This window comes from Corynebacterium sp. SA-MJD20WY100 (assembly GCF_039822565.1).
In the GTDB taxonomy this organism is placed as follows: Bacteria; Actinomycetota; Actinomycetes; order Mycobacteriales; family Mycobacteriaceae; genus Corynebacterium; species Corynebacterium phoceense_A.
The window spans coordinates 133,005-159,863 of sequence record NZ_JBCJKS010000003.1; the positions used below are offsets into that span (position 1 = coordinate 133,005).

Here is a 26,859-nt window from a genome sequence, read left to right on the forward strand (position 1 = left end):
AAAATGCTGGCTTTAGCCCTCATCGAGGCAACAGGCAGTGCTGCTGGAACCTAAAGGAGCGCATACATGCGTATTGCACTGTTTTCCACGTGCATCGGCGACGCCCTGTTCCCGGATGCCCACAAGGCCACGGCTCTCATCCTCTCGCGCCTCGGCCACGAGGTTGTCTTCCCGGAGGAGCAGACCTGCTGCGGCCAGATGCACTTCAACACCGGTTACCAGAAGGAGTCGCTGGGCATGATCCGCTCTTACGCGGATGCCTTCGCAGACCCGTCCATCGACTACGTTGTCGCCGCCTCCGGATCGTGCGTGGGCGCTGTGCGTGAAAAGCACGTGCAGCTCGCCGACCGCCACGGCACCGCCGCGGACGTGGACGGCGCGAAGAAGGCCGCGGGCAAGACGTACGACCTCCCGGAGTTCCTCGTGGACATCGCAGGTGTCACCAACGTCGGCGCCTTCTTCCCGCACCGCGTGACGTACCACTCCTCCTGCCACGGCCTGCGCTTCCTCAAACTGGGCGACCGCCCGTATCAGCTGCTCGAGCAGGTCGAAGGCATCGACCTCGTCCCGCTGCAGAACGCGGAGGAGTGCTGTGGCTTCGGCGGTACCTTCTCGCTGAAGAACCCTGAGGTCTCTCAGTCCATGTCCTTCGACAAGGCTCGCCACATCAAGGAGACGGAGGCTGAATACGTCACCGGCGGCGACTCTTCCTGTCTCATGAACATCGCCGGTACCCTGTCCCGTCAGCGCTCCGGCATCCGTGCCGTCCACATGGCAGAAATTCTGGCGTCCACCAAGGAGCACCCGTGGACCCCGAAGTCGGCCGCTTACTCCAAGGAGAAGATGCTCTAATGACCACGTTCCTCGACACCACTCCGCCGCGCTCCCCTGAGGGCGTGGGCAACCTCCGCGGTGACCGCGGCTTTGTCCCTGCCGCGCACGATGGCCTCAACAACGCCACACAGCGCCGCAACCTCCAGCACGCCACCACCACCATTCGTAACAAGCGCCAGCGCGCGGTCGATGAGACCCCGGACTGGCAGCAGCTGCGCGACGCTGGCTCCGCCCTCAAGGAAGACGTCGCAGCTCGCATGCCAGAACTCCTCCTCCAGTTCGAGGAGCAGGTCACCAAGCGCGGCGGCCACGTCCACTGGGCACGCGATAACAAGGAAGCCAACGAGATCATCACCTCCCTCATCCGCGCCGAGGGCGTCCAGGATGTCGTGAAGATCAAGTCCATGGCGACCCAGGAAATCGGTCTTAACGAGCACCTCGAGGCCGAGGGCATCCACGCCCAGGAGACCGACCTCGCCGAGCTCATCGTCCAGCTGGGCGACGACAAGCCCTCGCACATTCTGGTTCCGGCCATCCACCGCAACCGCGCCGAGATTCGCGATATCTTCGTCAACAAGATGCCGAACACCACGGACGAGCTCAAGGCCGAGCCGTCCGAGCTGGCCGAGGCCTCCCGGCTCTTCCTGCGCGAGCAGTTCATGAAGGCGAAGGTCGCCATCTCCGGCGCTAACTTCGGCGTGGCGGAGACCGGCACCATCAACATCGTGGAGTCCGAGGGCAACGGCCGCATGTGCCTCACCCTTCCGGAGACCCTCATCACCGTCATGGGTATTGAGAAGCTCGTGCCGAAGTTCCAGGATCTCGAGGTCTTCCTCCAGCTGCTGCCGCGTTCGTCTACGGCAGAGCGCATGAACCCCTACACCTCCATGTGGGCGGGTGTGACGGAAGGCGACGGCCCGAAAAACTTCCACATCGTGCTCCTCGACAACGGCCGTACCGCCGCCCTGTCGAGCCCCATCGGCCACCAGGCCCTCAAGTGCATCCGCTGCTCCGCGTGCCTCAACGTCTGCCCGGTCTACGAGCGCGCCGGCGGCCACGCCTACGGCTCCGTCTACCCGGGCCCCATCGGCATCTCGCTTACCCCGCAGCTCACCGGCATCAAGGACCACCACGATCCGTCGGCCTCCCTGCCGTACGCTTGCTCGCTGTGTGGTCGTTGTGACGAAGTCTGTCCGGTGAAGATTCCGCTCACCGAGGTCATCCTCGAAAACCGCCACCAGAAGGTTGAGCACGCCGCCCCGCCCATCGAGCCCAAGCTCTTCGGCGCCGTGGGCCTGCTCTGGAACCACCCGCAGCTGTGGGACAAAGTTACCCGCGTCGTCGCTCTGGGCCGCGTGCTCGGCGGCTTCAACGGCGTCATGGAATCCCTGCCGCTGTTCCTGTCCGGCTGGTCCGCGGGCCGCGACACCGCGGTGCCGCCGAAGAAGTCCTTCCGTCAGTGGTTTGATACCGAGGACGCCAAGGACCTACTCGCCCAGGCGCGTGCCGAGGGCCTGCCCACCAATGCCCTCTCGAACGCTCACCAGAAAGGCGAGGACAAGTAATGGACGCCAAGACTGAGATCCTGCAGCGCATCCGCACCGCCCAGAAGCAGGCGGGTCTCCCCGACCACGTAGAGATCCCCCGCGAGTACCAGACCAAGGGCACGCTCAACGCGCAGGAGCTGCATGAGATGCTCATCGACCGCCTCGTAGACTACAAGGCGGACGTGCACGAGGCCGCCGAGTCTGAGCTGCCGCAGAAGATCGCAGAGATCCTCCAGCAGCGCGGCTGCTCCGACGTACGCTACGCCGAGGGCATGGACGCTTCCTTGCTCGAGGCCTTCAATGCCGCGGGCGGCCACGCTACCCCGGACTCCCGCGAATCCGACCCGCGTGAACTCAACGACGTCGATGCCGTCGTCACCGAGTCCCACGTCTCCTCCGCCCAGACCGGTACCATCGTGCTCGAGGCAGGCCCGCTCTGCGGCCGCCGTGCTCTCTCGCTCGTGCCGGACCGCCACCTCGTCATCGTGCGCCCGGACCAGGTTGTCTACGGCGTGCCGGAGATGGTCTCCCGCATCAACCCGGACTACCCGGCCACGTGGATTTCCGGCCCGTCGGCCACCTCGGACATCGAGCTCTCCCGCGTGGAGGGCGTCCACGGCCCGCGTGACCTCATCGTGCTGCTCGTGAAGTAAAACGCCTCCGCGACCCGCCACGGGTCACAACGCCCCGCTCGCGCATCTTTCCGATGCCGCCGGCGGGGCGTTGTGCTGTCGCGCGGCGCCCCGCACGGCACGGGTCAGCCGCGCCATGTAGCCAGCTTTGTTACAGTAAAAAGTAGTTCCAATAGTCTCTGTCGTCCCGTCTCCCGGGCCACCACAACGCCCGCGGCGGGAACGGTCCGTCTTGCAAGGAGTTGTGTGTCTACTAGTCCCCGTCCTCTCCGCGGCCTGCTCGCCACTCTGGCGGCAGCCGCGACGCTGCTTTCCCCGAGCATGGTCGCTCAACCTGCCGCACAGGCTCAACCCCAGGCTAAGAATCGGCCAGCCATCGCGTGGGAAGACTGCCCCGCTGAGGTCACTATCGACCGCGCGCAGTGTGGCCGTGTCACGGTCCCCACGTATTACGGTCACCCAGATCGCGGCACGATTTCCGTCGGCTTCGTCAAGGTGCCCGCGGCCAATCCTTCTGCACGCCGTGGTGCGCTCTTTACCAACCCGGGCGGCCCGGGCGGCGACGCCTACGGGTGGGCTGGCAATGACGCAATTGCGTGGCCACAGGCCGTGCGCGACGAGTGGGACGTCATCGGCGTCCAGCCCCGCGGCCTGCCCGGCTCCACGCCAGTGCGCTGTGAGGAAGCAGGAGGCAGCGAAGCTGACGTTTTCCTTGCCTACGGCAAGCTAGTGCGTGACGCCTGTGAGAAGGGTACGCCAGGCTACACGAACTCGCTCACCACGGAAAATACCGCGCGTGACTGGGAGGAAGTGCGCAAGGCCCTGGGCGAGGACCGCATCTCCATCGCAGGCCTCAGCTACGGCACGTTCCTGGGCTCGACGTATGCCACGCTCTTCCCGCAGCACACGGACCGCGTCGTGCTCGACTCCGCCATGGGAACGAGCCTCACATGGAACGGCATTCTGCCCGCCCAGCGTGCTGGCTATGAGGGCGCTTACCACGATCTCTTCGCTTACATCGCGGCCAACGACGCACGCTTCCACCTCGGCACGACCCCTCTGGCGGTCTACGAGCGCTGGTCTGCTCGCATTCAGCGCGAATCCGGCGTGCGCCCCACCACGCTCCCGCCGAACGCGAAGATTGGCGACCTACCGCCCGGCCTTGAGGTCGTGGGCCAGCCCGGTGCCGATCTCATGACGGCCACGGGCGCGCTGCGCGCCAACGCCAATTTCCTTGCGGACAAGGTGACGCATCCCAACTCCGTGCCCGTAACGTCTCCGACCTTCACGATCACCCGCGAGGTCGGCCCGCGCCCCGAGAGGTGGGAGAAGTTCGCCGAACACCTCGCAGGACAGCGCGACATGGCCGCGGAAGGTATCGACGGCCTCAGCGAGCAGGACCAACAGAAACTCGTGGACGCGACCATGCAAGCGCAAAATATGCAGGCGCTCATCATGTGCAACGAAAACACCGTTCCTGGCGACCTCACGCAGCTGCCGCTGCTCGTCTGGTCCAACTTCGTGACGGGCGACTTCAATGACGTTATTCCGGCGCTGTGGGGCTCTGGCACCGCCTGCAGCGGCCGTGGCCCGGTAGCCACCCCGGTCAAGCTCAGCGGCGCACACCTAGCGACCCGCCCGCTCGTGATCTCCGGCACCCGCGACCCGCAGACGCCGTACCGCTACCAAGGCGAAATCCGTGACGCGATGGGCGCCCACCAGGTCACCGTCAACGGTCCGGGCCATGGCCACTTTGCACTCGGCAACAAGGCCGTCGATGACATCGTGGTGGACTACCTGCGCACCGGCCATACCGCCGCTACCTCGGCACCGGGCCTGCACTAGGACTTCCACTCAGTCCAGCCACCACGCCACCACCGGGGCAATTCCTGTTCCGGGAAGGGTGTGAGTTAAACTATTCCTCGTTGCGTGCGCAGTGCCCGGCGGTGCTGCGCACAGCACATGCCTCCGTAGCTCAGCGGATTAGAGCATCGGTTTCCGGTACCGAAGGTCGCAGGTTCGATCCCTGTCGGGGGCACACGAAAAATCCCGTTGAACAGCAGAAATGTTGGCCAGCGGGATTTTGTTTGTATGTCTCAACGTTCGGCTCCCCGTCACTATCACGCGGCCAGCGAGCAGCCACTCAACGCTGCTCGCTATGCAGCTGTGTCATGTAGTGGTTCAGGAACAAAAGCACAGTGCGCCAAGACAACGAACGGCCCCGGCAAGTGCCGGAGCCGACGCGCTAAAGCTCAATGCTCATTAGAAGAGGGAACCCATCTCAATGTAGTGCATACCCATGAGAGCGGCCAGCCACACGATGGCCGAGAGGATGAACATCGGGACGGTAAAAAGGAATTCCTTCGCGATGCCGTTGTCAGCTTCGCGGGCGGCAGCTTCTTGCTTTTCGGTTTCCAGACGAGTGCTCATGTCGTCATTCCTTTCGTTCATCCTTTGAGACCAGGAAGGCCGCAGCGGCACTTCGATAACGTTCTGGTCACTTTATAACCCTTATCAGAATAGCAGGTGGTGCCCCATATCTCCCTATCGATAAGGAGATATGTCGTTACCAGACGGTTATCTAGCGCTGACAACCCCCTTACGGGGTACGCAAAAAGTTCGAGCGCCTACACGCCCGGATCTTCGCCCGCTTCCAGCGCGTCCAGGAACGCCTCACGGTCCGCGAACATGCGCTCAATATCTTCCTCGGGACCGACAATCCACAGCCCAGATTCTTCGTCGAAGGTCACGGCGTCCCCCACGTGGCGCGCGAAGACCTCCTCCATGAGGTCGAGCTGCTCCTCGGTAGCCGTATCGTCCTCAAAGGACGCCGGATCCCCGAGCCGCGGCGACTCCTCGCGCAACTCTGTAACGCCATACTCCGCGTACTGGCGCAGGGGGTGCTCAAATAATTCTTGACCCATCATGTCCGCCATTCTATGGCACCCAGACAAAAGAAGACCCCGCGCCACCAATTCTTTTAAAACGGTGCCGCGGGGTATCAGGGCGCTACTGAACGCCCCTACGTGCCGATGTGGGGCTGTAATTTAAGCTTCGCTCTGGGCCGGCACGTGAACGCCGGAAGAGAAGTCCACCGGATGGTCCACCACTGCGGCGAAGTACTTCTTTAGCACCTCGACGTCCGCCATGTCCATTGGGTCAAAGACCAACTGGCGCACGGACTCAACATGGTCCGGGGCGGCCGCCTCAAGGCGCTCCAGGCCAGAGTCGGTGATGCGCACAACGACACCGCGAGCGTCCCCCACGGACTTCATCTTCTGCACGAGACCGCGGCGCTCCATGCGCGTGACTTGGTGCGAGGTGCGGGAGCGGTCCCAGTCCAGATCCGCGCACAGTTCGCGCAGACGCAGCTGCTGCTCGGGAGCCTCAGACAGCGAAACGAGAACAGAGAACTCCGACACAGAGAGATCGCCACGCGCCATGAGCGCCTCATCCATGCCGCGGTTGATTTTACGAATGGTGCCGAGAATATCGCGCCAGAGATCCTGCTCTTCCGCGTTAAGCCATCGAGGTTCTGTAGCCATGTCAACGAGGGTAGCACTTCAACGCACTTGAACAAACAAACACATGAGTTTCTTTTGCTTTCTACCTGCGACTTTATCGGATTCGCATAACGAGTTTTTACCCTAAGTTCACAAAACATATCAGAACAACGTAATTAATAAAGTCGCCGCGGAGCACAATAGTGACACCGTAAACAGTTGTACATTAAGGACTATTTAAGGTTTCGTTGTGCTATTCATCCATCGCTCACCCTGACAGTCGTGCATGCCAGGGTGGGCGTCAAAGAATTACCGACCCGCAATAGGAACACGTTTCAGCTCTTCGATGTCGAACTCGACGCGACCGGGGATCCACTCATAACGCTCAGGCATACACGTGAGCACAATGACCTGGCTGTGACGCCCGGCATCCGCGAAGATGGTGGACATGAGCTCTAGGCGCTGCGAGTCCGTGGAGCCCAATGCATCGTCAATGATGACGGGCACACCAGCATTCGGCTCTCCCCCACCCTCCGCGTCATCGCCCACCATGTCGGCGATAGCCAGACGCGTGAGAATGCCCAGCTGCTCTTTCGCACCACCGGACAACGCATCAAGGTCGACCGTGACGCCGCCGCGTGTGCGGCTGGCAATGCGCAGTTCCTCATCCAGGTCGAATGTGATGTCGCCGCCGAACAGGGAACGCGCGAGCTGCCCCAGGCGGTCAGCAAACGGTGCCGCGTACCGCTGGCGTGCGGCCGTCTGGTGCTCCTGGAGCACCTCGTAGAGTCGGCGCGCGGCAGCAGCGCGACGCTGCACAGCCGCGAGCTTTTCCTGCGCCAGCTCTTCAGCAGCAAGAGCAAGCTCAAGTTCTTCTGCTGCGCCGGCGGCTGCCGAAATATAAGACTCCATACTGAGCATCTCCTTCTCGGCGGTGCTGATGGTCTTCTCCAGAGTCTCAACGCGCGTCTGTGCGCCCACCACCAGCTTCTGTGCCAGCGTCGGGTCGTTGTCTGCAAGCTCGCGCTCAGCCGTCTCCAGCTGTTCCTCCAGTTCACTCAGCGCCGTCTTCGCGGCCTCCGCCGCCGCCTGCAGGTCCTCGACGCTGCCGGCCTCTGCGGCTGCAGCCACGGCTTTCTGAGCGCGCTCAACGTTCTCGCGGGCTGCCTTTTCGTTCTGTCGCACCGCGATGAGCTCCGCCTGCGCCTGGCGGCGCTGCAGCGGTTCAAGGCGAGCCGCGGCCTTGTCGACCTCGGCGTCAGCGGCCTCAAATGCATCGTGCGTTTCCTTGCGGGCTTCTTCTGCCTCGGCGACGCTGAGTTCTTCCGCAGCGCCTTTGGCACCAGCAGCCGCAACCTCGAGCTGTGCCTCCAGGGCGCCCAGCTGTGCACGCAAGTCGCCGAGCTCCTCGCCACGCAGCGCAGAGCGCAAGTCGGCCTCGGCACGGGAGAGGTGCTCCCCCACTTCGCGGTGTGCGTCACGGGTCGCGCGGACCTCATCCACGTCTACGCACTCGAGCTCCTGCAGAATATCGGCGAGTGCGGCACGTGCCTTGTCTTCACGGGCACGCGCATCTCCGCTCGCTGCGGCGCCTGCATCGAAGCGAGCAGAAATGCCGGCGATATCCAACACGGTGCCGTTATCGAGCGCGACAGTCACATCCTCATCAGCGGGCAGCGCACGCTCCTCGCCGTCAACGGTGACGCTCGCGTCCTTGGCCGAACGCAGAATCAGCTTGGCCGCCGCCTGCTCACGCAAGGAGGCAGCAAGCTCGACCTCGTTGGAGGCCTTTTCAGCACGCGTGACGTCAGCATCCGTGATGACGCGACCACGCGCAGCGGCGGCCTCGCGGGCGGCCCTCACTGCCGCGTCGAGGCCATCAAGTTCGCTCACGCGCTCGCGCAGCTGGGCCAGGCGTTCACGGTCCTGGGCGTATTCAGCAGCGACACGGGCAGCATCGCGGACCGTGCGTGCTTCATCACGCACAGCCTTCGCCTTGGTGAGCGCCGCGGTGAGCTCCTCGACGGTCTCTTCCTCTTCCCTGGCGGCGGTCTCTGCGGCAGCGACGGCCTCGGCGGCCGTCTTCAGCTGAGTTTCGTACTCCTCCAGGTTGCTGCGCAGCTCTTCCCGGCGCGCGAGGTCTTGGTCCGCGCGCTCAGAGTCGAGACGTGCGCGTTCCACGCCCTGCCGCTGCTGTTCCACGGCGGCAGCCATCTGCGTCGCCTTCGCAGCTGACGTCTCACGCTCTTGCAGAATGGAACGCGCCTCAGGGAGATCCTCACGGGCACGCTCGAGTTTGTCGTTCGCGCGAGCGTGGCTGTCCACGTAGCCTGCAAGTTCATCGACCTTCTTCTGCTTCTGCGCGGTCTCGTCGACGCAGGTCTCATGGTTTTTCTCCGCCTTGCTCAGCTCACCGGAGGCACGGCCCTTCTCCGTGAAGTAGCGACGGAATTCTTCCGAGACGCGGCGCATAAGGTCAGTGTCGTCACCAAATGAGGTCTCGGCGTCCGTGCCAGTCTCGCGCTCCAGCGCCGCAGTCAGCGACGGCACGCCAGCCGCAGCGATGCCCTCATCAAGCTGGTCCTGGCGCAGGAAGAGCGTCGCTAGCAGGGCCTTGTCGAGATGTTCAGCGATAATCTCGTCGAGTCGTGCCTGGGCATCCGGACCGGTGAGACTCTCGCGCTTCGGCGAGGCAATCTCCAGCTCCGTCTTCGGGCCTTTGATAAAGCGCTTATACAGCCTGAAGTCATAGGGGCCGATGCTCATGGACACGGTGACCTCGGGTGCCTCGTCCACGTCCACGGGTTTAAGCCACATGACGCCGCGATCGGACAGCGTTTTATCGCGCGCAGTTTTCGCCGTGGACCCGGCACGCTCCAAAAGTGCGATGCCGAGCGCGTCGAGGATGGTCGACTTACCCGCCTCGTTGCCGCCATGAATGACGATGACGCCGGTATCCGGAAGGTTGTCGGCACGCAGGTGGCGCACGCCGCGGACGTTGTTCAATTCGATGGAATGAATACGCATGGTGGTTTAGGCTCCCTTGGCGGTAAGACGAAACAGCAGATTGGTGGCATCACGCGCTTCGAGATCGCCGGCGCTCATATCCTCGACGAGTTCTTCCAGAGCCGACGCGGCGAAGCCGGTAAGTCCGAGGTTGTCGAGCTCGTTCGGGTCGGGCTCGGTCACCAGGTCCATAAGGCGCTCGCGCGGATAAAGCGCGGCAAAGATATCAGTGAGTTCATCAAGTCCTGATTCCAGCGCGCGCTGTGCGGTCAGACTCAGCGTGCCGGTGAGACCGTACTTGATGACGGTGCGGTCCTTATTTTCATAGGCACGCAGCTGCGACAGGAAAGACTCCACGTCTTCGAGGGAGTCGAGCTCCGCGGACACAGCGTCAAAGCGCCACTGCCCCACGTGGTGCTTTTCTACCGTCACCGTAGCCGGTCCCGTGCCGTCCTTTTCGATGGTGACCACGAGAGCATTGCCGGAATCACGCTCGCCGTTATCCGTCTCGAGGCCATGGAAATCCGTCACTTCGGGCGAACCAGAAAACCACACCGCACCGGTCGCCGAGAGGTTCTGGGTTGAGTGCGTATCGCCCAAGGCAAGGTAATCGATAGTGCCGGCGCGAACGGCCTGCTCGACCTGCGCTAAATCAATCTCTGCTGGCGAAGGCGTGGAGGTACGCGAGGAGACCTGGCCGTGGCCCACTGCGATCCGGATATTCTCCGTGGGCTCGAGTCCCTGCAGGGCCTCAGCGACGAGGTCACGGTTGACATGCTTGGTAAGCAACGGAGCACCCACGAGCTCGACGCCGTCGGCCACCTCCTGTGGCACGCTATCGCCCAAGACATGGACTTTCTCCGCCGTCGCGGTACGGAAAATCGAGTCAGCCACGAGAGGATCATGGTTGCCCGGCAACAGGTAAACAGGCACGGGCAGACCAGCGAGCACCTCATTGGCGCGGCCGGTGGTCTGGCGTGTGAGAGAGTTATGTTCAAAGACGTCTCCGGCCGCGACAATAAACTGCGCGCCGGTACGCGTGGCGAGATCGCCCAGGCGCTCAACGGCGGCAAGACGGGCGGCGCTAAAGCGGGCTTGTGCCTCGCCTTCGAGGAACCAGCGCTGCATTCCCCACTGGAAGTCCGAGGTATGGATAAAAGTTACGCGTTGAGTCATGGCTCCACCATAAAACAGGGGGTCGACATGACGCCGAGTTATATCGAACGCGCCTGCTAGGAGCCTTGCTCCATGTCTTTAGCGCTGCACCAGAAAATCGTAGAGTTCTTCGATATCGCTCACGGCGCGCAACAACTCGAGATTGGTGTGCGTGACAGAGCGCAAGGCCTTGCGGAGCAGATCCATATCGGAGTCCTCAAGGGCCGGCGCGATTTTGGGCTCGGGAATATCGGGCAGGCCGCGGCCGTTCCAAAACAGCTGGTTGCGCTCCGCGGAGTCCAGACCGGAGTTCGGCGAATACGCGTCACGGGAAGCTTCCTGAGCTTGGGCCACCATGGACTGTTCCAGCGTGGCGAAGCTCAGCCCGCGCATGGCGAAGACGACGGAAGGGTCGGCGTCCATGCGCGCGGCGAGGCGGTCGACCACCGCCACGATGTGCTTGCAGAACGGAGCGTGATCCGGGCACGAGCAGCTAAAGCGCACGTCGTCGGGGTCCTCACCCAACAGGATATCGAGGACGCGGACGGGCAGCAGGCCGTCGCGCGCGTCACGGATGGCATTGGGAGTGCGCGCCATGATCTCGCTGACCTTGCCCACATCGTCGTTGCTGCGGTACGGCAGCTGGATGAGCACGGCAAAGGGCTCGTTTTGGCTGCCGGCCACACGCCCGTGAATGGCACCATTGCGCACGTCAAGGCCGACGACGTTGCCCGCATGCGCGTAGTCACGCCCGCGCGCCAAGCGTCCGGCGTCGACTTCCTTGCTCATGAAGGACACGAGGCGCGTCGCGGCCGGAGACATGGAGGATCCGGAGTGGTTGACGCGGTCGACCTTGAGGACCTCGTCCTGCGTAGTCACGCGCTTGCGCGTGCCGAAGTTGACGTAGGTGACGTTGTCGGGCGTCGAGCCGTCGTTCGTTGCGTCGCCCGTGGTTGAATCCGCCATGGCTTACTCCCTTCCCCTATAGCTCATAAGATCAGCAAGCTGCTCGGGGCTGAGCTCGGTGAGCCAGCCCTCGCCTTCGCCCACGATGGCGCCGGCGAGCTGCATCTTGCCGTCGAGGATGTCCTGGATGGATTCCTCGAGCGTGCCCGCCGTAATCATCTTGTAGACCTGCACGTTGCGCTCCTGGCCGATGCGGAAGGCGCGGTCCGTGGCCTGATTTTCCACGGCGGGGTTCCACCAGCGGTCCATGTGGACCACGATATTCGCCGCCGTAAGGTTAAGGCCCGTGCCGCCCGCCTTGAGCGAAAGAATCATCACCGGCGGCCCATCGGGCGCCTGGAAACTCTCCACCATTTGGTCACGCTTATTCTTCGTCACGCCGCCGTGCAGGAAGGGAATCTCGCGGCCGAGTTGCTCCGTGAGGTACGGCTGCAGGATATCACCAAAGGCCTTGTACTGCGTGAAGACGAGAATGCGCTCGCCGGTCTGCGTGGCCTCATCGACAATGCGCATGAGTTCGCGAACCTTGCCAGAGCGGTGTTTGCCGCGAATGGTCACGGCGCTTCCATCGCCCAGGTAATGCGCCGGGTGGTTACAAATCTGCTTAATGTGTGTGAGCGAGGCGAGCACGAGGCCGCGGCGCGCCATGCCCTTCGCTTCCTCCAAGCGCCGCTGGATGGAGTCGACGAGCGCTTTATACAGCGCCGCCTGCTCCGAGGTCATCTCCACAGTAACGATCTGCTCGGACTTCTCCGGCAGGTCATCGATGATGGTGGGGTCAGTCTTCAGGCGCCGCAGGATAAAGGGCGCGATGAGCTGGCGCAGCCGCTCAGCCAGGCCGGGGTCATCCCCGCGTTCGATGGGCTTGGCGAAGTGGTTGCGGAAGAAGCTCGCCGAGCCCAGGACGCCCGGGTTGCAAAAGTCGAGGATGGAACGCATCTCGCTCAGACGATTTTCCACCGGGGTGCCCGTGAGAGCTATCCGATGCCGCGACGGCAGCGAGCGCACAGCCCGCGAGGCCCGCGTGCCGGAATTCTTAATGGCTTGCGCCTCGTCGAGCACGACGCGGTCCCAGTCCACTTCGCCAAGCATGAGGAAGTCCCGCGAGGCCGTGCCGTACGAGGTGATGACGAGGTCGTAGTCGCGTGCCTTGTCCACGAAGTCCTGATCGCGCAGGCGCTGCGAGCCATGCTGGACAAGCACCTTAAAGCTCGGCACGAACTTCGCGGCCTCGCGCGCCCAGTTACCTACGACGGAGGTGGGCGCAATGACAAGCGTAGGGCCAGGCTTCGCTTCCTCCACAGCCGCGGCCGCGGCGTGTTCGACCGCGAGCAGCGTGAGCAGCTGGAGGGTCTTGCCCAGGCCCATGTCGTCCGCCAGCACCGCGCCGATGTCGTTCTGAGACATCCAGTAGAGCCAATCCACGCCGCGACGCTGGTAATCGCGCAGCTCCGCGTGCACCGTCTCCGGGATGTCGACGCGCTTGGGCGCCGGGGTTTCCATGCCGCCAAGCAAGGAGTTGAACCAGCCGCTGCCGGTAAACTCGATCGGGTCCTTGGCCATCGCCTCGAGCGCGAGCTGGCGCAGTTCCGCGACGGTGACCTCGCCGAAGTCTGCGTCGTCCGCGGCCTCGTTGAACTCCGCAAGCCGGCGCTGGACGTCCGCGATCTGGTCTTCCCAGCCCGGCGTGCCCAGGTCTCGAGCGTGCTCGGCGCGCATGAGGTCACGCTCGAGCTCCTTCTTCATCCGCTCGCGCGACTGCTTGGCAAGCTTGGACATGTAGTCGCTAATCCGCGTAATGGACGCCGTATCCGCCATCACCCAGTTGCCGCGCAGGCGGATAAGTCCAGACTTCGAGGCGATGAGTTCGTCCATCTCGTCGTCGGTGAGCTCAATATCGCCCACGGACAGACGCCAGTCATACTTGACCAGGTTTTCCATGCCGAGGTGGCGCTTCGTCGCGCCGTCCGCCCCGGAGTCCGCCTCGCGGGTCTCCAGTGTGGCGGTGGTCTCCATCTGGGACCATGCTTTGGGCAACATCACGTTGATGCCGGCCGTGCGCAACGCCGCGGCGTCCGTGCCCACAAATTGAAGGAGATCCTCGGTGCTGAGATAGACGTCCCAGTCGCCCGCGTTGTCGTCATAGCGGTCCGGCTCGCGGGAATTCTCCTGCGCCAGCCGAGGCGCAATCTCGATGGCGCGGCGGCGCACGTCGCGCAAACGCTCCACGCTCGTGCGGTCGAGCTGGCTCGTGCGGATGGGTTGCGGCGCGTCCGTGCCCGAGCGCACGGCAAGGCGCACCGGCCACGTCGTATCCGGCGCGCTCGGGGTAAACCTTTCCTCCTCGTCGTCTCCGGCGCTGGAGGCAGCGGCAAAGCCGGGAGCGGGGGCATCGGCAAGCTCCTGCTCCGCCGGCGGCTCCTCCACGATGATCACAAGCTGGAGGTCGACCTGGGTAATGGAATCCTTCCATTCGTTCAGCCCGCGCAGGAGCTGCGCGCGGCCGCGCTTGACCGCCGTAGTCCGCAGGAGCGCATCGACGAACTCGTGCCATGGGTACGGCCGGATTTGGGTGCGCAGGTCCTCGAGCTCGACGTAGGTAATCCAGTGCGTGAGCTCGTCCGCCATGTCATCGGTCAGCGCCCGGTTATTGACGGTAAGAATGCCAGGCGCCGCGGCAACCATCTCCGCGAGCCACCCGCGCTCGCCCAGCCCGGAGGCGAGCTGCCACATGGGAAACCACTCGCCGGACTGGTAGTTCAGGCGCATGGTCACGCGCCCCGCGCGCACAAACTTGGTGAGTCCCTCATACGCACGCACGAGCCAGAGCAAATCCGGGGCGAGGCTTTCGCGCTGCTCCAGGCTCACGCCCGGCGCGCGCCGTGTGACGGTGGTGAGCTGGCTTAAAATCTTCACCGTCTCGTCGGGGCCAAACATGGCCATGGGAACCATGAGAGAGACGTCTTTGCCCTTGGGCGTGCGCAGCGTCATGCGCGCACGGTTGCGGAAAGATTTATTAGCAAGAATCTGATCCACGACCGCGGGGAAGGTCCCCTCCGGCACCGCGGCGGGCGTGATGATCTTGTGCCCTTCGACCTGCTCAATCCACAAACCTAGCCCGGAGACCGGCAGCCAGATTCCATGCACAAGGTACGAAGACATAACGACCATTCTAACATTCTGGCCCCACCGCGCCGCCTGTCGGGTTTTCGCTGGACGCCGCACTGTAAGCTGCAGTGTTATCGCACATGAATTCGTATTTGTTGAATGATTTGACTAAAACGCCACGATCCCCCAGTGTGTTCCATACCATAGTGCGGGACAGACTAATTCGTAGGTCACGCTGGGTCCTGCGCGATTCTGTGTGCGGCTTACGCTCACCGCGTGCCCCCTGACAGAGCACGACTCCCGCAGTGCACGACTCTCTACAAGCAAAGGAGGCGTGAGTGACTACCTCAACTTGGTACGTACTCGCCATCATCATTTATCTCTTTGTCATGCTTGCGATCGGTTTTTGGTCATACAAGCAGACGAGCCAGTACGACGAATACGTCCTGGGCGGGCGTGGTCTCAACCCCTTCGTCGCGGCTCTTTCGGCCGGCGCCTCGGATATGTCCGGTTGGCTGCTCATGGGCCTGCCCGGCGCGCTCTTCCTCACAGGTTTCTCCGAGCTGTGGATGGCCATCGGTCTGACCGTCGGCGCCTGGTTCAACTGGAAGCTCGTGGCCCCGCGCCTGCGTGCCTACTCGGAGGTCGCCAACAACTCGATTACGGTGCCCTCCTTCTTTGAAAACCGCGTGCACGATCACTCGCGCGTGCTGCGCATCGCCGCCGCACTCGTCATCATCTTCTTCTTTACCTTCTACGTCTCCTCCGGCATGGTCTCCGGCGGCCGCTATTTCGAGTCGACGTTCCAGGGCGACTACTTGACCGGCATGCTCATCGTCGCTGCAGTGACGGTGGCCTACACCTTCATCGGCGGCTTCCTCGCGGTGTCCTATACGGACGCGGTTCAGGGCATGCTCATGTTCGCCGCGCTCATTATCGTCCCCGTCATGGCGATCATCTCGCTGGATAACCCGGCCGATATCTTCTCCTTCGCCGCGGAGAACCCCTACGCCACGGGCGGCGCTATTGAGAACCCGCAGTATTTCTCGCTGTTCTCCGGCGTCTCCGCCGCCGTCATCATCGGCAACCTCGCTTGGGGCCTGGGCTACTTCGGCCAGCCGCACATCATCGTGCGCTTCATGGCGCTGCGCTCGCCTGCCGATGCCGCCACGGGCCGCCGCGTGGGCATCGGCTGGATGGCTCTGTCTATCCTCGGCGCCGTCTTCGTGGCCCTCAGCGGTACGGTCTTCTTCACCAACACCGACCACGCCATCACGGACCAGGAGAATTACGAGACCATCTTTTTGGACATGGCGCAGATCATGTTCCACCCGCTTGTCGCCGGCCTCGTGCTCACCGCGGTCCTTGCCGCCATTATGTCGACGATGTCCTCGCAGCTGCTCGTCGTCTCCTCCTCGCTCATCGAGGATCTCTTCACCATCGTCAAGAAAGACAAGCCCTCGGACACGGTCATGATGAACCTCTCGCGCACCGCCGTCGTCGCCGTCGCCGTCCTCGCCGCCGTGCTCGCGATTAATCCGAACGACTCCATCTTGGGCCTCGTCTCCTTCGCCTGGGCCGGCTTCGGCGCCGCCTTCGGGCCACTGGTTCTGTTCTCCCTGTTCTGGAAGCGTCTCAACGCCCCGGGCGCCATCGCAGGCATGATTACCGGTGCCGTCGTCACCATCGTGTGGGGCATGACCGCCCTGGGCGACCTCATCTACGAGATCGTCCCCGGCTTCGCCGCCGCCGCGATCGTCACTTGGGTCGTGTCGCTTGCCACCGCAGCACCTCGCGCGGAGACTACCGCGGAGTTCGACGCTGCACAGGAGCTCATCGCGAAGGCCAACCGCGATAAGAACTTCCAGTTCGAAGGCGCCGCCGATTAACGAGCGCCGTCTCCGCGGAACCTTTCGCCGCGCCGGACAGTCCAACTAAGTCGTGAATGCTTTTCTTCGCGACTGCGTGACTGCCCGGCGCGTGTACGTTTTTCTTCTCACTCTCGCCACCCTCACCTTTCTCGTGCCGCGTTGGCTTAGCCCGCCTGCATGGATATCCCCGCCCGGGCCTACCGATGCCGCCCTGCCCACCCCACGCGATCTCCTCGCCGCCGTCCCCGTCGCCCCGGGCGAGCGCCACCGCGTCGTGGGCTACGAGCGCGAGGCCTTTGGCGACGGCTGGGGCATGGCGCGCGTAACAGGCCTGGAGCACTGCACGTCCCGGGAGGCAGCGCTTGCCGTGCAGTCGCGTCCGCGCGCCACGAGCTGCGAGCCTGCCGCGGTCATTGAGGATCTCTATGCCGACACGCGCGTCTTCTCCACGGAGCGGCTCGAGGCTGACCACGTCTTTCCGCTCGCCGCCGCGTGGGACATGGGCGCCTGGGCGTGGGACGACGCACGGCGCGTGGAGTTTGCCAACGATCCGCTCAACCTCGTCATCACCTCGCGCGCCCTCAATCAGGAAAAGTCCGATCAACTCCCCTCACGGTGGATGCCGCCGGCGCGGGCCCGCCAGTGTTGGTACGCGCAGCGGCTGGCCGCCGTCGCCTACGCCTATTCCCTGCCGTTGCCGGCCGCGGACCATAGAGCAGTGCGTCGCGCCTGCCGGTTGTAATTCCCCGTGCCCCCGGTTCGCGAAAGGCCCTGTTCGCCTATAGGCTAGTTCCCTAATGGCCGCAGGCGGCTTGCCTGCGTGCACGAAGCCCACAACGAAAGGTTTTCCGACAGGTCACCCCCATGACTACTCTCGCCATCGCAATCCACGTCATCGCTGCCATCCTGCTCGTCGGCCCGGTCATGGTCTCTACCTCCATGTTCCCAGCCCAGATCGCCACCGCCAAGGGCGGCAACACCGGCGCGCTCAACGTCCTGCACCGCATCACGAAGACCTACGGTCTCTTCTCCGCCATCGTCCCGGTCCTCGGCGTCGCCGTGTTCCTCACGGATCTGGCGACCTACGGCAAGCAGGGTCAGTTCCACGCCTCCATCGCTCTCGCCATCATCGCCTGGGCTCTGCTCATCGGCGTCGTCATTCCCAAGCAGAAGGCCGTCGTCGCAGCGCTGGGTGGTGACGCTGACACCGTGCAGGCAGCCGCTCCGGCCGATAAACCGGTCGATCTGGAGAAGTCCCGCTCCCAGATCGCGATGTTCTCCGGCATCTTCAACCTGCTGTGGATCGTCATCGCCATCCTCATGTTTATCTAACGCACCGCAGTCCCTCCTATTTGCCCGCGTTCTGACTTGAGGCATCACAGACCTAGGTCATCACGCCACTGGCTCCGCACTTTCCGCGCTGCCAGCGCACGCACAAGACCCGGCCAGCAAGCTCTTCTCGAGCTCACTGGCCGGGTCTTTACGTATGCGTGCGTGCGGGGCTAGTCGCGCCAGCCACCACGGCGATCATCGCGGTCACGGCGGAAGCCACCGCGGCGATCATCACGGCCACCACGACGGTCATCACGGTCGCGGCCGCCACGGTAACCACCGCGGCGATCGTCACGGCCACCTCGCTCGTCACGGTCGCGCCAGCCACCACGGCGGTCATCACGGTCACGGCCGCCACGGTAACCACCACGGCGATCGTCACGGCCACCACGGTCGTTGTCGCGACGCGGCGGACGACCAGTGTCCTTCGCGATGTTGATGAGCTGGCCAGAAATGCGCGTGTCCTTAAGACGGTCGAGCACGGCCGGATCCATGTCCTTCGGCAGATCGACGAGGGTGTGGCCCACGGCGATGGTGATGCGACCGAAGTCCTTGGAGGTCAAGCCACCCTCATTGGCCAGGGCACCGACGATGGCACCGGGACGGACGTTCTGGCGCTTGCCCACATCAAGGCGGTAGGTAACAAAGTCACCGTCAGGACGACGCGGGCCGCGATCACCACGGTCACCGCGGCCGCGGAAGCCACCGCGGTCGCGGTCGCGACGGTCGTCGCGCTCAAAGCGGTCACGGTCGCGGCGGTCACGCTTGGACTTCGGCTGCTCCTTGAGCAGGAACTCCTGGCCGCCCTGCAACTGCACGGCGAGTGCGGCGGCAATGTCGTCCATGGCCACATTATTGGTCTCCGAGTACGTGCGCACGAGGCCGCGGAAGATCTCCATCTGCTTGTCCTCGAGGGACTCGCCGATAGACGCCGCGAACTTCTCCTTGCGCTTCGCGTTGACCTCGTCAACGCTGGGCAGATCCATTTCCTCGAGGCGAGCATTGGTCACGCGCTCAATAGAACGGAGCATGCGACGCTCACGCGGGGTGACGAAGAGGATGGCCTCGCCCGTGCGGCCGGCACGACCGGTACGGCCGATGCGGTGGACGTAGGACTCCGTGTCATTCGGAATGTCGTAGTTGATGACGTGCGTGATGCGGTCGACGTCCAAGCCACGGGCCGCGACGTCTGTCGCAACGAGGATGTCCAAGCGGCCATCCTTGAGCTGGTCGACGGTGCGCTCACGCTGCTGCTGCGCGATGTCGCCGTTAATGGCGGCCGCGTTGTAGCCGGCGTCGCGCAGGGCGTCTGCGACCTCTTCGGTCTCGTGCTTCGTGCGGCAGAAGACAATCATGCCGTCGTATTCGATGACCTCAAGGATGCGCGTGAACGCGTCCATCTTCTGGCGGTGTGCCGTGAGCAGGTAGCGCTGCGTGATGTTGTCATTCGTGCGGCGCTCGGACTTGACGGTAACCTCAGCCGGGTCATCCAGGTACTGCTTGGACAGACGGCGGATGCCGTTGGGCATGGTCGCGGAGAAGAGGGCGACCTGCTTTTCGTCCGGGGTGTCCTCTAAGATGCGCTCGACGTCTTCCTGGAAGCCCATGTTGAGCATCTCGTCTGCCTCATCGAGAACGAGGAAGCGCAGCTGGGAAATGTCCAGCGAGCCCTTCTCCAAGTGGTCGATGACGCGGCCCGGGGTACCCACGATGACCTGTGCGCCACGGCGCAGGCCCGAGAGCTGAATGCCGTAAGCCTGGCCACCGTAGATGGGCAGGATTTCGATGCGGCCGAGGTGGTCCGCGAAAGACTGGAAGGAGTCTGCAACCTGCAGGGCAAGCTCACGCGTCGGCGCGAGAACGAGGGCCTGCGGGTGGCGGGCATCCGGATCGATCTGGGAGAGAACCGGCAGCGCGAAGGCTGCGGTCTTGCCCGTACCGGTCTGTGCGAGGCCTACGACGTCGCGGCCCTCCATCAGGTACGGGATCGTCTCTGCCTGAATGGGTGACGGGGTGGTGTAGCCCACCTTGGCAACGGCCTCCTGAACCTCTTCAGGCAGACCGAGGTGCGCAAACCCCTGGGAGTTGTCATTGGCCGAATCCTCAGATTCGGCGCCGGTGTCCTCAGAAGTTGCCGCAGCCCTGGTGTCGTTGTCATTCGAGTCCGTGGCGTTTTCTGCCACGACGTTATCCGTGGCATTGTCCGCCACGACACCTTGCGTGTTTTCCTGAGATTCCGACTGATTGAAATTTTCTTCCGGCTCGTTGACGCCGCCGGTGGCGTTATCGGTAATGCTCATTGCTCCACCCACACTACTTGACGCAGGCAATAAACACCATTGAATACACAAATAGTTACGTGTTGGTGGGCGGAAACACCGCGGTGCGCTCCCGACCCGAAGAGTCACAATGGCTCGTCCCGGTTGTTAGTTCCGGTCGCGTCTCTCCCCTTCCCGCCGTACGCCCGCAACGCGAAACGGCGCCCACGATTCCATCGTGGACGCCGTTTGTATACGGGGTGTTAGCCCATGTTCACGCTAACGAAAGCTGCGCCAGATTAGAGGGCGGGCGACAGTCCAGCGTCGTCCTGTCCGGAGACGCGGAACAGGTGCTCATTGACGAACTCGCCCACGCCCCAGCGTGCGAGCTCTCGGCCGTAGCCGGAACGGCCCACACCACCGAAGGGCAGGCCAGCGGCTGTCACGGAGGCCTCGTTGACGAATGTCATGCCATCCTTGAGCTGGGAGGCGACCTTCGCGGCAGCCTCCAGATCCGCGCCCCACACGGAGCCAGACAGGCCGTACTCGGAGGCCTCGTTGGCGACCTTCACGGCCTCGTCCGCGTCCTTGACCTTGTAGACAATTGCGACGGGACCGAAGATCTCGTTGCAGCCCACGTCTGCCTTCGGGTCGACGTCAGTGAGCAGCGTCGGTTCCATGTAGGCACCGTCGCGACCGAGGGCCTTGCCGCCCACGCGAATGGTGGCGTCACCGTTGTGCGCAGCCTTCTCGAGTCGCTCAACAATCTCGTCGCGCGCGTCGATGGAAGACAGCGGTCCGATGTCCGCGTTCTCGTCGTCGAAAGAGCCGACCTTCATCGCACCGATCTTCTTCTCGAGGTACTCGACGGTGCGGTCGTAGAAGTCTTCCATGACGATGAGGCGCTTGGGCGCGTTGCACGCCTGGCCGGTGTTGTACATGCGGATGGGCAAGTACTGGTCCAGGACCCACTCGAGCTTCGCATCGTCGAGGACGATGAACGGGTCGTTGCCGCCCAGCTCGAGCACGGACTTCTTGTAGTTCTCGCCCGCAGTCTTTGCCACGGCAGCGCCAGCGCCCTCGGAGCCGGTGAGGGAGACACCCTTGATGCGCTTATCCGCCACGAAGTCATCCATCTGGGAGCCCGAGGCGTAGATATTGATATACGCGTCCTTGGGCAAGCCCGCCTCGACGAGCAGATCCTCGCAATCCTGGGAGGACAGCGGGCAAATCGAGGCGTGCTTCAGCACGATGGTGTTGCCCAGCAGCAGGTTCGGGGCTGCGAAGCGCGCGACCTGGTAGTACGGGAAATTCCACGGCATGATTCCCAGCAGCGGGCCCAGCGGGTCCTTGCGTACGTAGCTGTGGATGGCACCCTGGGCCGGGAGTTCCTCGTCCGCGAGCAGCTCGTGGGCATGCTCGGCATACCAGCGGTAAATATCGGCAACGATAGAAATCTCTGCCTTACCCCAGCGCGTGAGCTTGCCCATCTCACGTCCGATGTGCTCGGCAAGCTCGTCTGCGCGCTCCTCGTAGAGGTCGGCGGTGCGCGCCAGCACGGCGGCGCGCTCATCGATGCTCGTCGCGCTCCACTCCTTAAAGGCCGCCGTGGAGCGGTCTAAGATGCCATCGCGATCAGAATCAGCGATGCGCTGAAAAGTCTCTTCTTGCTTACCTGTGTTCGGGTTGTTTAATGCGAAATCAGCCATGGCCCCTGTGTACCCGCGCGCCTGGCAGACTTCAACGGCGAGCGTTCACCCCTGCGGCTGACCACGCCAATGACATGTCATACCTTTGCATATAAAGGTCTGTTCAGGCTTAGGCGTGGCGGCTGGCAGTCGCCTACTTGTTGAGGCGCGTGATCGCACCCGACAATGCAGTCGCGAAACCGCACCACGCGGGATACGCAGACAAGGCGACGGCACGCGGGGTACTCTGTCCGGCCACACGACGCAGGAGGTCAGCACTGCTCAGAGCGAGGGCCGCCGCGACGCCCGTAGCCAGCGGACGGTTCTTCGCGCGGAAGAAGGCCGCGGACCAGCCAGCATTAAGGCCGAGAGTGACGGCGAGCGCGGCGGCATCGGCAAGCGCTTGGCGCTGCCCCAGCTCCGACTCATCCTTGAGTTCTTCGGTGAGGGTGCGGCTCATGACCACGCCGAGGCGGTGGCAAGCACAGAGGTATGCGTGGCGACAGCGACGACGATGGCTTTCTTTGTCATTTCCATGTTTTCGAGCGTACGTCGCGGCCCGCCGGGCGGTAGCCAATTCAACCGTAACCAACACACTCGGAATAGAGCATAGATGCGCGCCGTTGTAGCCACCATGACCACTAGCGATCTGTTTAAGCCCCTGTCCCTCGGCCGCTACGAGCTGGCCAACCGCGTCACCATGGCGGCACTCACCCGCTCGCGCGCCGGCGAGTCCGGCATTCCTACCGAGCTCCACGCGGAGTATTACTCGCAGCGTGCCAGCAACGGACTCGTCGTCACCGAGGGCACCTTCCCCGCGGTGTCCACCCGCGCCTTTCCCGGCCAGGCCGGTATCGAGACCGCGGAGCAGCAGGCCGGTTGGGCCAAGGTTGCGGACGCCGTCCACGCCAAGGGCGGCACAATCTTCATGCAGATGATGCATGCCGGCCGCTTGTCCCACACGACGCTCGCCGAGGGCGCACAGCCGGAGGCGCCATCCGCCATCGCGTCCGGTACTGCCGTACGCGACTTCGAGGCCCGCAAAGATTGCCCGGTGCCCCGCGCCTTGGAGACCTCAGAGATCCCGCGCGTCATCGAACAGTTCCGTGCCGCCGCCCGCCGCGCGGTGGACGCCGGCATTGATGGCGTCGAAATCCACGGCGCCAACGGATACCTGCTCCATGAATTCATGGGCGCCGTCTCCAACCAGCGCACGGACGAGTACGGCGGTTCTCCGGAGAACCGCGCCCGCCTGCTCATCGAGCTCACCCAGGCCCTCGTCGAGGAAATCGGCGCCGACCGCGTCGCCATCCGCCTGTCCCCCAAGATGAATGCCCAGGGTCCCATCGATCCCGAGGACAACGACGCAGAGGTCGCCGCCACCTACGGTGCGTACCTCGACGGCATCAAGGATCTGAACATCGCCTACGTGTCCTTGCTCTGGGGATTTGAGGAAAACGAGCTTATCCAGAACCTGGCGGAGAAAGCCCGTGCCAACGGCACAACCCGCGTCCTGTTCAACACGGGCTTCCCCACCGTCACGCAGCTTTCCGATGCCGCCGCGCTCATCGAGCGCCCCTACGTCGACGCCGTCGTCGTCGGCCGCATGATTCTGGCTAACCCGGATCTCTCCCGCCGCTGGGAGGAGGGCCTTGAGCTCAACGAGCCGGACCCCACCACCTTCTACGTGGGTGGCGCACACGGTTACACGGACTACCCGTTCGCTAGTTAGTCACGCTCTCGTTCACCACTCAACAACGCCGCCGCACTCCCCGTCTGGGGACTGCGGCGGCGTTGCTTTTATAGTGTGCGCGCATGGTGCGTGCTGCGCTTAGGCCTCGAAGACGCGCTTGAGTCGATCGAGCCGGTCCTGATATTCCTTGACGCGCTCCGCGTAGCGCTCACCAATCGTCACGATGACCGAGTTGGCAATCATGAGCGGCACGGACATGGACAGCCAGCCATCGCGGGCGCCACGCGGGGACGCCAGCACGATATCCGGGATGGGCGAGAGAATCTGCAGATTATCCGTCACGAGCAGGACGCGTGCGCCAACCTTCTCCGCGTGCGCAAGGAGGTGGCGCAGCTGCTTGGAAGCTTTGCGGAACTCGAAGACGATGAGGACGTCCTTACCCATCATGGTGAGCACAGCCTCCGCATTCTCATGCGCCGTCAGGTCGGTGAGGTCATGTACCGCAAGGCCAAAGCGGCCGAGACGGCGATAGTACATCTCAGACAACAGCGCGGAGTCGCTGCGGCCATAGATATAAATGCGCTCGCCTTCCATGATGAAATCCGCGGCAGCGTCGATATCACGCTGCTTCACGTTCTTCGGGATGAGAGTGAAGTTATCAATCTCAGACTGCACCATGGTGCCCAGCGTGGAACCATCGCGCATAGTCGCTGCCCGCGGCTTGAGCGTCTCCAAGTTACTAGCAAGGAAATCAGAGTGCATGTCGCGCAGATCCGCGCGCAGCTCAAGGAAACCCTTGTAGCCGAGTTTCTTCGAGGTACGCGTCACGGCAGAGGGATGGACGCGGGCACGTGCGGCCACGTCTTCGCCGCGCCACAAGGCGGCCTCTGCTGGGTTGGACAGCAACGCATCAACGATCGCGAGGTCCGACTTATTCAGGTCGGCACGATGACTGTCGACACGTTCTTTGAAACTCACGGGCGCTAGCCTAAGGAAATTTTTATTGCACAAGCAACCGTTGGTCAATTTTTTCCGTTCCGCACGCGCACACGGCGCGAGATAACCCCTTCTAGCGGTTCGCGAGCAAAGAACCAACCGCTCAGCCCCACAACGGCAATGACCGCACATAGACCAAAGGCCGCCATAAATCCCCATTCGTCCGCGAGTGCGCCAATGACGATGGGACCTAAGATTTGACCAAAGTCGCCCGCCATCTGGAATACGGAGAGCACCTGGCCGCCAGACCGCTCGTTGCCAATAACGTCCGCGAGTGCTGCCTGCTGCGCCGGATTAATAAGGCCCGAGGCCGCGCCAGCCAGCACGGAGAATACGATGAGCGAGACCACGTGGTCCGCGAACCCCAGCGTGCCCATGAAGACCCCGGAGCCCACCAGACCACTTATGATGAGGGGCTTGCGGCCCCACTTGTCTGCCAGTCGGCCCGAGAATTGCAGAACCGTCGCATTACCCGCTGCGAACGCCGCCAGCGCGAAACCAGAAGCCGCCGCGCCGTTGTGAAAGACGGACGCCGCAAACAACGGAAGCACGGAGACGCGCACACCCATGTTGATCCACGAGTGCGCGAAGTTCGACGTCAGCGCGGCGCGAAACGCCGTGTCAGACCATGCGTCACGCAGCGTCATGTGCGGCGCCTCGTGGGCACGCTCCTCCTGGGGGTCAACCTTAGGCATGAGCACCGCCACGATGAGCGCGGCAATGCCGACGCCGACGCCGTAGATAAAGAACGGCCACCGGAAGCCGAGGAACGACAAGGACGCACCCACCAGCGGTCCGGCCACGTTACCCAAGAGGAATGCCGTGCCGTAGAGCGCCGAACACTTGCCGCGAATCGTGGGCGGCGACAATCGCACAATAAGTCCCATGGCGGACACCGTGAACATCGTCGAGCCAATGCCTGCGATGGCGCGCAACGCGAGGATGTGCCAATAGCTTTGCGACAAAGCAACCATGCCCGTGGCAACACCCACCGTGCTAAGGCCCACGAGGTAAATCCGGCGCGAGCCCAGCATATCCACGAGGCGTCCGGACGCAGGCGCAAACAGCAGCCGCGTCGCGGCGAATGCAGAGACCACAAAACCCGCGGCCGCCATCGACACGTCGAAGCTCACCACGAACTGCGGCAGCAGGGGTGCGATGAGCCCGTAGCCGATCGCAATCATGAACGCCGCAGCGACCATAATCCAGATCTCACGCGGTATCTTCGCCTCAATCTGCGGCTCTGCCGACTGCTGCGGCTCCGGGTGCGGCATGCCAGAAGATTCCGCGGCGGACTGGCGTAACGCAGACAGATCCCTGTCGTGTTCTGAAATTTTTTCTTCCCCTTTCTTCGTGCTATTCAGTCTATCGCTCTTGGCTGCGCCACTATACTCACCACGTTTCGAACACAATTTCGATGTTCTGCACTGTCCGGACCCGGCGTGTTGGGGCCTAGCCCTACTCTGCGAAGCATGAACACTGTTGCTGATACCCACCTTGCCATCGAACTCTCCGCCGCAGAGACCGTGTCCAAGCTGCGCACCGTGCTGCGCCACCCGCGCTCACTTGCCCGGCCCGTCGCCAGCTGGCGTCCGCCCACACTGGCGCTGCCTGCCGTGGGGGCTGCCCCACCGCTCACCATCGCGCTCACGCGCTATCGCGTGGGCCCGGTGGCCAAGGCTCGCGTCCGCGGTTATGGCGCCACCCGCGAGCCCGCGTATCTCATCAGCGCGCGCATTACCGATCCCGCTGGACCGCTGCATAGCGACGCCGCACTCGTCGCCGCCGAAGCATGGGTGCACGCTGCGGTCAGCCCGGCGCCAGCACCCGCCGAAGAAGACGCGTCACGCCCGGCGCTCGCAGCGGTCGACACGCCGCATGACAGCTACGGCGGAGACGCGGTACACGAGATCACGACGTCCTCGGCCGCCACCTTTGTCTGGCTCGTGGACCGTGACTTCCGTCCGGTGCCGTCGCCGTTGTCCATGTTCGAAAGCTTTGCGTCTGCGGCCTAGCCAGCCACCGGCCATGGTCGCGAACCATTACGGGGACCGCTGCCGCGCTGCGGCTTAAGCCCTGTGGCGGCCTTGTTCGTCTGCGCCTGGCGCGCGAAGGCCCTCGTTGTGAGGCATTCCTGCGGTGCCGGTAGTTTCGCGTGCGAGCTCATTCAACGCACGGCCGGCGTCCTTGACTTCTTGCTCGCTCTCAGTGAGAAGAATGCGGGACAGCCGCGGCTCGTTGCCGATAAAGGTAAAGAAAGCCATGGGGCG

The 26,859-nt window shown here is 63.5% G+C and carries 22 protein-coding genes and 1 tRNA gene; 10 read left to right on the forward strand and 13 right to left on the reverse strand.

Annotated elements, in window-relative coordinates; genetic code table 11:
- The first annotated feature begins 66 nt into the window (after positions 1 to 66).
- The 5 genes from ABJ196_RS02785 to ABJ196_RS02805 all read left to right on the forward strand — a co-directional run bounded on the left by ABJ196_RS02785 (position 67) and on the right by ABJ196_RS02805 (position 5,051).
- Entirely contained in the window at positions 67 to 852 is a 786-nt protein-coding gene (locus tag ABJ196_RS02785) for a (Fe-S)-binding protein (RefSeq protein WP_066490756.1), read from the forward strand.
- Positions 852 to 2,399 (forward strand): LutB/LldF family L-lactate oxidation iron-sulfur protein, encoded by a 1,548-nt coding sequence (locus ABJ196_RS02790; protein WP_347305126.1) that lies wholly within the window; start codon positions 852 to 854, stop codon positions 2,397 to 2,399. The genes ABJ196_RS02785 and ABJ196_RS02790 overlap by 1 nt, the downstream gene beginning before the upstream one ends.
- On the forward strand, positions 2,399 to 3,034 hold the full coding sequence (locus tag ABJ196_RS02795) for an LUD domain-containing protein (protein WP_066490752.1): 636 nt from the start codon (positions 2,399 to 2,401) through the stop codon (positions 3,032 to 3,034). The genes ABJ196_RS02790 and ABJ196_RS02795 overlap by 1 nt, the downstream gene beginning before the upstream one ends.
- A 225-nt stretch (positions 3,035 to 3,259) precedes the next feature.
- Positions 3,260 to 4,858 (forward strand): alpha/beta hydrolase, encoded by a 1,599-nt coding sequence (locus ABJ196_RS02800; protein WP_347305127.1) that lies wholly within the window; start codon positions 3,260 to 3,262, stop codon positions 4,856 to 4,858.
- 119 nt (positions 4,859 to 4,977) lie between these two features.
- Positions 4,978 to 5,051 (forward strand) — tRNA-Arg (locus tag ABJ196_RS02805).
- 224 nt (positions 5,052 to 5,275) lie between these two features.
- On the opposite strand, the gene ABJ196_RS02810 is transcribed toward ABJ196_RS02805, so the two are convergent.
- The 7 genes from ABJ196_RS02810 to ABJ196_RS02840 all read right to left on the reverse strand — a co-directional run bounded on the left by ABJ196_RS02810 (position 5,276) and on the right by ABJ196_RS02840 (position 14,805).
- The gene (locus ABJ196_RS02810; protein ID WP_347305128.1) at positions 5,276 to 5,443 is read right to left on the reverse strand and encodes a hypothetical protein; all 168 of its coding nucleotides are present in this window, start codon (positions 5,441 to 5,443) and stop codon (positions 5,276 to 5,278) included.
- Between the two features lie 197 nt (positions 5,444 to 5,640).
- The gene (locus ABJ196_RS02815) at positions 5,641 to 5,940 is read right to left on the reverse strand and encodes a molecular chaperone GrpE (RefSeq protein ID WP_347305129.1); all 300 of its coding nucleotides are present in this window, start codon (positions 5,938 to 5,940) and stop codon (positions 5,641 to 5,643) included.
- Between the two features lie 120 nt (positions 5,941 to 6,060).
- Positions 6,061 to 6,558, reverse strand: a complete 498-nt coding sequence (locus tag ABJ196_RS02820; RefSeq protein ID WP_347305130.1) for a MarR family winged helix-turn-helix transcriptional regulator — start codon at positions 6,556 to 6,558, stop codon at positions 6,061 to 6,063.
- Between the two features lie 267 nt (positions 6,559 to 6,825).
- Entirely contained in the window at positions 6,826 to 9,543 is a 2,718-nt protein-coding gene (locus ABJ196_RS02825; RefSeq protein WP_347305131.1) for an AAA family ATPase, read from the reverse strand.
- A gap of 6 nt (positions 9,544 to 9,549) precedes the next feature.
- The gene (locus tag ABJ196_RS02830) at positions 9,550 to 10,698 is read right to left on the reverse strand and encodes a metallophosphoesterase (RefSeq protein WP_347305132.1); all 1,149 of its coding nucleotides are present in this window, start codon (positions 10,696 to 10,698) and stop codon (positions 9,550 to 9,552) included.
- A gap of 78 nt (positions 10,699 to 10,776) precedes the next feature.
- On the reverse strand, positions 10,777 to 11,643 hold the full coding sequence (locus tag ABJ196_RS02835; RefSeq protein WP_347305133.1) for an SWIM zinc finger family protein: 867 nt from the start codon (positions 11,641 to 11,643) through the stop codon (positions 10,777 to 10,779).
- 3 nt (positions 11,644 to 11,646) lie between these two features.
- Positions 11,647 to 14,805 (reverse strand): DEAD/DEAH box helicase, encoded by a 3,159-nt coding sequence (locus tag ABJ196_RS02840; protein WP_347305134.1) that lies wholly within the window; start codon positions 14,803 to 14,805, stop codon positions 11,647 to 11,649.
- A gap of 284 nt (positions 14,806 to 15,089) precedes the next feature.
- Here ABJ196_RS02840 and putP point away from each other — a divergent pair, with 284 nt between their 5' ends.
- The 3 genes from putP (at position 15,090) to ABJ196_RS02855 (ending at position 17,954) form a co-directional block, all read left to right on the forward strand.
- A complete protein-coding gene (putP, locus tag ABJ196_RS02845; protein ID WP_347305135.1) occupies positions 15,090 to 16,640 on the forward strand; it encodes a sodium/proline symporter PutP in 1,551 nt (516 codons plus the stop codon).
- Between the two features lie 91 nt (positions 16,641 to 16,731).
- The gene (locus ABJ196_RS02850) at positions 16,732 to 17,364 is read left to right on the forward strand and encodes an HNH endonuclease family protein (RefSeq protein ID WP_347305136.1); all 633 of its coding nucleotides are present in this window, start codon (positions 16,732 to 16,734) and stop codon (positions 17,362 to 17,364) included.
- Between the two features lie 122 nt (positions 17,365 to 17,486).
- Complete coding sequence (locus tag ABJ196_RS02855; protein ID WP_347305137.1) at positions 17,487 to 17,954, forward strand: DUF2269 domain-containing protein; 468 nt, start codon at positions 17,487 to 17,489, stop codon at positions 17,952 to 17,954.
- Positions 17,955 to 18,124: 170 nt separating this feature from the next.
- Here ABJ196_RS02855 and ABJ196_RS02860 read toward each other — a convergent pair whose 3' ends face one another.
- The 3 genes from ABJ196_RS02860 to ABJ196_RS02870 form a co-directional block, all read right to left on the reverse strand.
- Positions 18,125 to 20,254 (reverse strand): DEAD/DEAH box helicase, encoded by a 2,130-nt coding sequence (locus tag ABJ196_RS02860; protein WP_347305138.1) that lies wholly within the window; start codon positions 20,252 to 20,254, stop codon positions 18,125 to 18,127.
- Positions 20,255 to 20,511: 257 nt separating this feature from the next.
- Positions 20,512 to 21,921, reverse strand: a complete 1,410-nt coding sequence (locus ABJ196_RS02865; RefSeq protein ID WP_347305139.1) for an NAD-dependent succinate-semialdehyde dehydrogenase — start codon at positions 21,919 to 21,921, stop codon at positions 20,512 to 20,514.
- 133 nt (positions 21,922 to 22,054) lie between these two features.
- The gene (locus ABJ196_RS02870; protein ID WP_347305140.1) at positions 22,055 to 22,360 is read right to left on the reverse strand and encodes a tryptophan-rich sensory protein; all 306 of its coding nucleotides are present in this window, start codon (positions 22,358 to 22,360) and stop codon (positions 22,055 to 22,057) included.
- A gap of 174 nt (positions 22,361 to 22,534) precedes the next feature.
- Between ABJ196_RS02870 and ABJ196_RS02875 the strand changes: the two genes are divergently transcribed.
- Positions 22,535 to 23,632 (forward strand): alkene reductase, encoded by a 1,098-nt coding sequence (locus tag ABJ196_RS02875; protein WP_257068511.1) that lies wholly within the window; start codon positions 22,535 to 22,537, stop codon positions 23,630 to 23,632.
- Positions 23,633 to 23,731: 99 nt separating this feature from the next.
- Here the strand turns inward: ABJ196_RS02875 and ABJ196_RS02880 are convergent, their stop codons facing one another.
- Positions 23,732 to 24,571 (reverse strand): MurR/RpiR family transcriptional regulator, encoded by an 840-nt coding sequence (locus ABJ196_RS02880; protein ID WP_347305141.1) that lies wholly within the window; start codon positions 24,569 to 24,571, stop codon positions 23,732 to 23,734.
- A gap of 44 nt (positions 24,572 to 24,615) precedes the next feature.
- Entirely contained in the window at positions 24,616 to 25,863 is a 1,248-nt protein-coding gene (locus tag ABJ196_RS02885; protein WP_347305142.1) for an MFS transporter, read from the reverse strand.
- Positions 25,864 to 26,061: 198 nt separating this feature from the next.
- Between ABJ196_RS02885 and ABJ196_RS02890 the strand changes: the two genes are divergently transcribed.
- On the forward strand, positions 26,062 to 26,604 hold the full coding sequence (locus ABJ196_RS02890) for a hypothetical protein (protein ID WP_347305143.1): 543 nt from the start codon (positions 26,062 to 26,064) through the stop codon (positions 26,602 to 26,604).
- Positions 26,605 to 26,658: 54 nt separating this feature from the next.
- Here ABJ196_RS02890 and ABJ196_RS02895 read toward each other — a convergent pair whose 3' ends face one another.
- Positions 26,659 to 26,853 carry a hypothetical protein gene (locus tag ABJ196_RS02895; RefSeq protein WP_347305144.1) on the reverse strand — a complete coding sequence of 65 codons (195 nt, stop codon included), beginning with the start codon at positions 26,851 to 26,853 and terminating at the stop codon, positions 26,659 to 26,661.
- Positions 26,854 to 26,859 lie beyond the last annotated feature (6 nt).

What these genes read in the sequence shown, in the direction of transcription:
- ABJ196_RS02785 (WP_066490756.1), top strand. Translation starts at nt 67, where the DNA reads ATGCGTATTGCACTGTTTTCCACGTGCATCGGCGACGCCCTGTTCCCG.
- ABJ196_RS02790 (WP_347305126.1), top strand. Translation starts at nt 852, where the DNA reads ATGACCACGTTCCTCGACACCACTCCGCCGCGCTCCCCTGAGGGCGTG.
- ABJ196_RS02795 (WP_066490752.1), top strand. Translation starts at nt 2,399, where the DNA reads ATGGACGCCAAGACTGAGATCCTGCAGCGCATCCGCACCGCCCAGAAG.
- ABJ196_RS02810 (WP_347305128.1), bottom strand. Translation starts at nt 5,443, where the DNA reads ATGAGCACTCGTCTGGAAACCGAAAAGCAAGAAGCTGCCGCCCGCGAA.
- ABJ196_RS02815 (WP_347305129.1), bottom strand. Translation starts at nt 5,940, where the DNA reads ATGATGGGTCAAGAATTATTTGAGCACCCCCTGCGCCAGTACGCGGAG.
- ABJ196_RS02820 (WP_347305130.1), bottom strand. Translation starts at nt 6,558, where the DNA reads ATGGCTACAGAACCTCGATGGCTTAACGCGGAAGAGCAGGATCTCTGG.
- ABJ196_RS02825 (WP_347305131.1), bottom strand. Translation starts at nt 9,543, where the DNA reads ATGCGTATTCATTCCATCGAATTGAACAACGTCCGCGGCGTGCGCCAC.
- ABJ196_RS02830 (WP_347305132.1), bottom strand. Translation starts at nt 10,698, where the DNA reads ATGACTCAACGCGTAACTTTTATCCATACCTCGGACTTCCAGTGGGGA.
- ABJ196_RS02835 (WP_347305133.1), bottom strand. Translation starts at nt 11,643, where the DNA reads ATGGCGGATTCAACCACGGGCGACGCAACGAACGACGGCTCGACGCCC.
- ABJ196_RS02840 (WP_347305134.1), bottom strand. Translation starts at nt 14,805, where the DNA reads ATGTCTTCGTACCTTGTGCATGGAATCTGGCTGCCGGTCTCCGGGCTA.
- ABJ196_RS02855 (WP_347305137.1), top strand. Translation starts at nt 17,487, where the DNA reads ATGACTACTCTCGCCATCGCAATCCACGTCATCGCTGCCATCCTGCTC.
- ABJ196_RS02860 (WP_347305138.1), bottom strand. Translation starts at nt 20,254, where the DNA reads ATGAGCATTACCGATAACGCCACCGGCGGCGTCAACGAGCCGGAAGAA.
- ABJ196_RS02865 (WP_347305139.1), bottom strand. Translation starts at nt 21,921, where the DNA reads ATGGCTGATTTCGCATTAAACAACCCGAACACAGGTAAGCAAGAAGAG.
- ABJ196_RS02870 (WP_347305140.1), bottom strand. Translation starts at nt 22,360, where the DNA reads ATGAGCCGCACCCTCACCGAAGAACTCAAGGATGAGTCGGAGCTGGGG.
- ABJ196_RS02875 (WP_257068511.1), top strand. Translation starts at nt 22,535, where the DNA reads ATGACCACTAGCGATCTGTTTAAGCCCCTGTCCCTCGGCCGCTACGAG.
- ABJ196_RS02885 (WP_347305142.1), bottom strand. Translation starts at nt 25,863, where the DNA reads ATGCCGCACCCGGAGCCGCAGCAGTCGGCAGAGCCGCAGATTGAGGCG.
- ABJ196_RS02890 (WP_347305143.1), top strand. Translation starts at nt 26,062, where the DNA reads ATGAACACTGTTGCTGATACCCACCTTGCCATCGAACTCTCCGCCGCA.
- ABJ196_RS02895 (WP_347305144.1), bottom strand. Translation starts at nt 26,853, where the DNA reads ATGGCTTTCTTTACCTTTATCGGCAACGAGCCGCGGCTGTCCCGCATT.